Annotated in this window: 1 protein-coding gene; it reads left to right on the forward strand. The window is 73.3% G+C overall.

The genetic code is table 11. From position 1 onward, the window contains the following. Window positions 1–7,331 (forward strand): non-ribosomal peptide synthetase (locus ACFFR3_RS49720; protein ID WP_379485483.1); only part of this gene is annotated, 7,331 nt, incomplete at both ends.

Consider the following 7,331-nt stretch of genomic DNA (forward strand, 5'->3'; position numbering starts at 1 on the left):
GGGTGATCGACCGGCACGACATCTTCCGCACGGCGGTGAGGTGGGAAGGGCTCCCCGAGCTGGTCCAGGTGGTGTGGCGACGTGCGGTGCTACCCGTGGCCGAGGTCACCGGCGATCTGGTGGCCACGGTGGGGCTGTCGATGGACGTGGGCCGCGCGCCGCTCCTGGACGTGCACGTGACGCGGGACGATGACCGCTGGCTTGCTCTGGTGCGGGTGCATCACCTGGTGCAGGACCACCTGGGCTTGGAGGTGGTGCTGAGCGAGGTGGCGGCCTTCCTGGACGGGCGTGGCGACGAGCTGCCCGAGCCGCTGCCGTTCCGCGACTTCGTGGCCCAGGCCCGCAACAGCGCGAGCACCGAGGAGCATGAGCGCTTCTTCGCCGGCCTGCTCGGTGATGTCGAGGAGACCACCGCGCCGTTCGGCGTGGTGGAGGTGCGCGGGAGCGGGGCCGGCGTCAGGGAGGTTCAGGCCGCGATTCCCGGTGAGGTGGCGGCCGGGGTGCGGCGGGTGGCGCGCGGGCTGGGGGTGAGCCCGGCGACGGTGCTGCATGTGGCGTGGGCCCGGGTGCTGGCGGCGGTGTCGGGCCGGGATGACGTGGTGTTCGGGACGGTGCTGTTCGGCCGCATGAACGCGGGCGCCGGCGCGGACCGCGTGCCCGGGCCTTACATCAACACGCTGCCGGTCCGGGTCAAGGTGGGTGAGACCGGGGTCGCGCAGGCGGTCACCGGGATGCGGGGGCAGCTGGCAGAGCTCCTGGCGCACGAGCACGCCTCGCTCGCGGTGGCGCAGCGGGCCGGCGGAGTGCCGGGGGATGCGCCGCTGTTCACCTCGCTGTTCAACTACCGGCACAACGGCGGTGACGACCAGGCGCCCGACGCCTTCGACGGCATCGAGGTCGCCTACTCCCAGGAACACACGAACTATCCCCTGCTGGTCTCCGTGAACGACGACGGCGACCGGCTCCGGGTGGTGGTCGGCGCGGTGGCGCCCATCGACCCCGCGCTGGTCGCCGAGCTGCTGTGCACGACGGTCGGGAACCTGGTGAACGTCCTGGAGACGGACGCGGGCACTCCGCTGGCGGTGGTCGGGGTGCTGGGCGAGCGCGAACGGCGCGTGCTGGAGGAGTGGAACGACACCGCCGCGACGGTGCCGGACGTGACCGTGGTGGATCTGTTCGAGGCGCAGGTCGCGCGGACGCCGGATGCGGTGGCCGTGGTGTGTGGCGGCGTCGAGGTGAGTTATGCGGAGCTGCACGCTCGGTCGGATCGGCTCGCGAACGTGCTCGTCGAGCGTGGGGTGGGGCCGGAGTCGATCGTGGGGGTGGCGCTCGAACGCGGCATCGAGTTGATCGTGGCCGTGTTCGGCGTGTTGAAGGCGGGCGGTGCCTATCTTCCGATCGATGTCGGCTATCCCGCCGAACGCATCGCCTACCTCATCGAGGACGCGCGGCCGGTGACGGTGCTCGTCTCTGCGGAGACGGCGGCCGTGGTGCCGGGTCCGGTGCTGGTCGTGGACGACGCGGTTGGCGCCGAGGTGCCGGTCCGCAGGGTGGGGCTGCGGCCGGAGCACCCGGCTTATGTGATCTACACGTCGGGCTCCACCGGGCGTCCGAAGGGGGTGCTGGTCGAGCACCGGTCGCTGGCCAATCTGCTGCACTGGGCCGCGAGCACGTTCAGCGAGTTGTCGCGGGTGCTGGCGGCGACGTCGCTGAGTTTCGATGTGTCGGTCTTCGAGATCTTCGCGCCGCTGGTGTCGGGTGGCTCGATCGAGGTCGTCGGTGATCTGCTGGCGTTGGCTGATCGTGGCCGGTCGTGGGAGGTGTCGCTGGTCAGCGCGGTGCCCTCGGCGCTGTCGCAGGTCCTGGCGGAGACGACGGCGCGGCCCGGTCGCGTGGTGCTGGCCGGTGAGGCGCTGAGTGCGCCGGTCATGCGCGCGGTGACGGAGGCGCTGCCGGGTGCGCGGGTGGACAACATCTACGGCCCGACCGAGGCGACGGTGTATGCAGCCGCTTGGCATGGGGACTCCTCGGGCGCGCCGCCGATCGGACGGCCTCTCACCAACACCCGCCTGCATGTCCTCGACAGCGGGTTGCGGCCGGTCCCGGTGGGCGCGGCGGGTGAGCTTTATATCGCCGGTGCCGGGTTGGCGCGGGGTTATGTGGGCCGGCCGGGTCTGACGGCGGAGCGGTTCGTGGCCTGCCCGTATGGCGGTCGCATGTATCGGACCGGTGACCTGGCCCGGTGGAACGCCGACGGTGAGGTGGAGTACCTCGGCCGGGTGGACGAGCAGGTCAAGGTGCGCGGGTTCCGGGTGGAGCCCGGGGAGATCGAAACCGTGCTGGCAGCGCACCCTTCGGTGGTCCAGGCCGTGGTGGTGGCCCGTGAGGACACACCAGGCGACAAGCGGTTGGTGGCCTACATCGTCCCCGACCAGCCCGGTGTGGCGGAGGAGGTGCGGCGGTTCGCCGCCGACCGCCTGCCCGGCCACATGGTGCCGGCGGCGGTGGTGGAGCTGGAGGCCCTGCCGCTGAACGCCAACGGCAAGCTGGACCGCCGCGCCCTGCCGGCGCCCGAGATCTCGGTGTCGGCGGCCGGTCGGGAGCCCGCCGACGCGCGCGAAGAGATCCTGTGCGGCCTGTTCGCCGACGTCCTCGGCCTGGACCGGGTGGGCGTGGACGACGACTTCTTCGCTCTCGGCGGCCACTCCCTCCTGGCCGTACGGCTGATCAGCCGGATCAGGTCCGTGCTCGGCACGGAGGTGGCCGTCCGCACCCTGTTCGAGCGCCCGACGGTCGCCGGTCTGGCCGCCCGCCTCACCGACGGCGACCGGGCCAGGACGCCCCTGACCGCGCGGCCACGTCCGGAACGGGTGCCGCTCTCGTACGCACAGCGCCGCCTCTGGTTCATCCAGCAGCTGGAGGGCCCGAGCGCCACGTACAACGTGCCCGTCATGCTGAAGTTGACCGGCCACCTCGACCGCGAGGCCCTGGCCGCCGCCATGCGGGACGTGCTCGACCGCCACGAGTCCCTGCGCACGATCTTCCCCGCCCACGACGGCGAGCCGTACCAGCACGTGCTCGGCATGGACGAGACCGGCTGGACCCTGCACACCATGGACGCGGGCGCCGACCTCGACACGGCGGTGGACGCCGTCGTCGGCCACGGCTTCGACGTGTCGTCCGAGATCCCGGTACGCGCCGCGCTCCTCTCCGCAAACCATGACGAGCACGTCCTCGTCATGGCCGTGCATCACATCGCCGGTGACGGCTGGTCGATGGGCCCGCTCGCGCAGGACGTCTCCACCGCGTACGCGGCCCGCCGCGAAGGGCGCGCCCCCGCCTGGCGGGACCTGCCCGTCCAGTACGCCGACTACGCGCTCTGGCAGCGCGACCTGCTCGGCGACGAGGACGACCCCGGCAGCGTCATCTCCCGCCAGGTCGCCTACTGGCGCGACACGCTGGACGGCGCGCCACAGGAACTGCCGCTGCCGTTCGACCGTCCACGCCCGGCCGTCGCCAGCCACCGCGGCCACCAGGCGGGCGCGCGGGTGAGCGCCGAGGTGCACGCCCGGCTGAGGGAGGTGGCGCGGGCCGAGGGCGTCACGCCGTTCATGGTGCTGGAGGGCGCGCTCGCCGTCCTGCTGTCCCGCCTCGGCGCCGGTGAGGACATCGTGGTCGGGTCGGCCAGCGCGGGACGTACGGACGAGGCGCTGGACGGGCTGGTCGGCTGCTTCGTCAACGCGCTGGTGCTGCGCACGGACCTGTCGGGGAACCCGACGTTCCGCGAGGTGCTGGCCAGGGTGCGGGCGGCCAACCTGGGCGCCTTCGCCCACCAGGACGTGCCGTTCGAACGCCTGGTGGAGGAGCTCGCACCCTCCAGGTCTCTGGCGCGGCACCCGCTCTTCCAGGTCGTCTTCACCAAGCAGGACACCGTCGAAGCGGTGCTCGACCTGCCGGGCGTCGAGGCGAGCGGCATGCCGGCGGGGCTGTCGTCCGCCAAATTCGACCTCGACGTGCTGGTGGGGGAGTCGTTCCGCGAGGACGGCGCCCCGGCCGGCGTGTCCTGCTCGGTGACCGTCGCGGCCGACCTGTTCGAGGCGGGGACCGCGCGGCGCATCGCCGAGCGGTGGGTCCGCGTGCTGGAGGCGCTGACCGCCGACCCCGGGCTGCGGGTGGGCGCGGTGGACGTGGCGGGACCCGCCGAGCGGGAACTGATGCTGCGGGAGTGGAACGGCCAGGCCGTGGACGTGCCGGCCGCGTCCGTGGCGGAGCTGTTCACGGCGCAGGCCGCCCGTACGCCGGGCGCGGTGGCCGTGACCTGCGCGGGCACCGACCTCACCTACGCCGAGCTGGACGCCAGGGCGAACCGGCTCGCCCGGTACCTCGCGGCACAGGGCGTCGGCCCCGAGTCGGTGGTCGGGCTGTGCCTGCCGCGCGGCGTGGACGCCGTGGCCGCGATGCTGGCCGTCTGGAAGGCCGGTGGCGCCTACCTGCCCATCGACCCGGGGCAGCCCGTGGAGCGGACCGCGTACATGCTGGCCGACAGCAGGGCGATGCTGCTGCTGACCGTCGAGGAGATCCTGGAGGAGCTGCCCGCGGGACGGCTGCGCATGGTCGCCCTCGACGACCCCATGACCACCGCCCACCTCGCCGCCATGCCGGAGAGCGCCCCTGACACGGTGACGAGGGCCGGCGGGACCGCGTACGTGATCTACACCTCGGGCTCGACGGGCCGCCCCAAGGGCGTGGCCGTCACCCACGGCGCGCTGGCCAACTACGTGACCTGCGTGCCGCCGCAGGTCGGGCTCGGCGCGCCGGGCGCCGCCTACGCGCTGCTGCAGGCGCCGACCACCGACCTCGGCAACACCATGCTGTTCGCCTGCCTCGCCACCGGCGGACGCCTGCACATCCTCGACGCCGACCAGGTCACCGACCCGGCCGCGGTCGCGTCCTACCTGGCCGAGCACCGCATCGACCACCTCAAGGCGGTGCCCTCGCACCTCGCGGCGCTGGGGACGCGGAACCTGGAGGGGGTGCTGCCCGGCCGGTCACTGGTGCTGGGCGGCGAGGCCGCGCCGCCGGAATGGGTGGCCGACCTGCTCGCCGCCGCCGGCGAGCGCGCGGTGTTCAACCACTACGGGCCCACCGAGACCACGATCGGCGTCGTCACGGGACGCCTCACGCCCGCCCTGGTCGCCGGCGGGGTCGTGCCGCTCGGCCGGCCCATCGGCAACACGCGCGTGCTGGTGCTCGACGGCAACCTCGCGCCGGTGCCCGTGGGCGTCGCGGGCGAGCTGTACGTCGCAGGCCCCGCCCTGTCCCGCGGCTACGTCGGCCGTCCCGGGCTGACCGCAGAACGGTTCGTGGCCTGCCCCTTCGGCGGGCGCATGTACCGGACCGGCGACCTGGCCAAGTGGACCGCCGACGGGCAGCTCGTGTTCGCCGGCCGGGTCGACGACCAGGTCAAGGTACGCGGCTTCCGCGTCGAACCCGGCGAGATCCAGGCCGTCATCGCCGCGAGCCCGCTGGTGGCCCAGGCCGCCGTGATCGCCCGCGAGGACGCGCCGGGGGAGGTGCGGCTCGTCGCGTACGTCGTCCCGCACGACGACGGCCCCGACCTGCCGGACGAGGTCCGCCGCCACGCCGCCGCCCGGCTGCCCGAGCACATGGTGCCGTCGGCGGTGGTCACGCTCGCGGAGCTGCCGCTGACCTCGAACGGCAAGGTGGACCGCAAGGCCCTGCCCGCCCCCGAGTACTCCGGCGGCGGCGGCCGGCCGCCCGCCAATGCCCGCGAGGAGCTGCTGTGCGCGGCGTTCGCCGAGGTGCTGGGCCTTGAGCGGGTGGGCGTGGAGGACGACTTCTTCGCGCTGGGCGGCCACTCGCTGCTGGTGGTGTCGCTGGTCGAGCGGTTGCGGGCGCGCGGGGTGTCGGTGTCGGTGCGTGCGCTGTTCGAGACGCCGACCGTGGCCGGGCTCGCGGAGGCCGTCGCTGAGGAGGCCCGCGTGGAGGCGCCGCCCAGCGCCGTCCCCGAAGGCGCCGATGAGATCACGCCCGAGATGGTGCCGCTGGTCAGCCTGTCTCAGGCGGAGCTCGACCGGATCGCTTCTGGGGTGCCGGGCGGCGCGGCCAACGTCGCCGACATCTACCCGCTGGCGCCGCTGCAGGAAGGGCTGCTGTTCCACCACCTGCTCGCGGGTGGCGGCGGGGATGTCTACATGCGGCCGGTAGTCCTCGAGTTCGAGTCAAGGGAGCGGCTGGACGAGCTGGTGACGGCGTTGCAGCGGGTCATCGACCGGCACGACATCTTCCGTACGTCGCTGGCCTGGGAAGGGCTGCGGGAGCCTGTCCAGGTGGTGTGGCGGCGGGCCGTGCTGCCGGTCGAGACGGTGGAGCTGGACGCCTCCGGCGGCGACCTCGTCGATCAGCTCATCGCCACCGCCGGACTGTCCATGGACCTCGGCCGCGCGCCCCTGCTGGATCTGTGCACCGCCCGTGTCCCCGGCTCCGAGCGATGGCTGGCCATGGTCCGCATGCACCACATGGTCCAGGACCGCACCGGCACCGACGTGCTGCTCACCGAAGTGGCCGCGTTCCTCGGCGGGCGCGGCGGTGAGCTGGCCGATCCGGTGCCGTTCCGCAACTTCGTGGCTCAGGCCAGGAGCGGGATCCGTGAAGAGGAGCACGAGCGCTTCTTCGCGGGGCTCCTGGGCGACGTGGAAGAGCCCACGGCGCCGTTCGGGCTCCTGGACGTCCGCGGCGACGGCACCGACGTGCGGCGCGCCGTCGCGGAGATCGACGCCGGCCTGACCACCCGCGTACGGGACGTCGCCAGACGCCTGGCCGTCAGCCCGGCGACCGTGATGCACGTGGTGTGGGCCCGGGTGCTGGGGGCGGTGTCGGGGCGGGATGACGTGGTGTTCGGGACGGTGCTGTTCGGGCGGATGAATGCGGGGGTGGGGGCTGATCGGGTTCCTGGGCCGTTCATCAACACGCTGCCGGTGCGGGTGCGGCTGGGTGGCGGGGTCGGTGAGGTGGTGTCCGGGATGCGCGGGCAGCTGGCCGAGCTGCTGATGCACGAGCACGCGCCGCTGGCCGTCGCCCAGCGCGCGAGCGGGGTGCCCGCCGACGCGCCGCTGTTCACCTCCATCCTCAACTACCAGCGCAGCACCCACGACGAGACGGAAGAGACGCCGGAGCTCGACGGCGTCCGGGTCGTGCGGGTGATCGATCGCACCAACTATCCGCTGTCGTTGGCGGTGGATGACCGGGGCGACGGGATGTCGGTCGTGGTGGACGCGGTCGCCGGGGTGGACGCGGAGGTCGTGGCCGGG

The organism is Nonomuraea salmonea (assembly GCF_042428605.1).
GTDB classification, from domain to species: Bacteria; Actinomycetota; Actinomycetes; order Streptosporangiales; family Streptosporangiaceae; genus Nonomuraea; species Nonomuraea salmonea.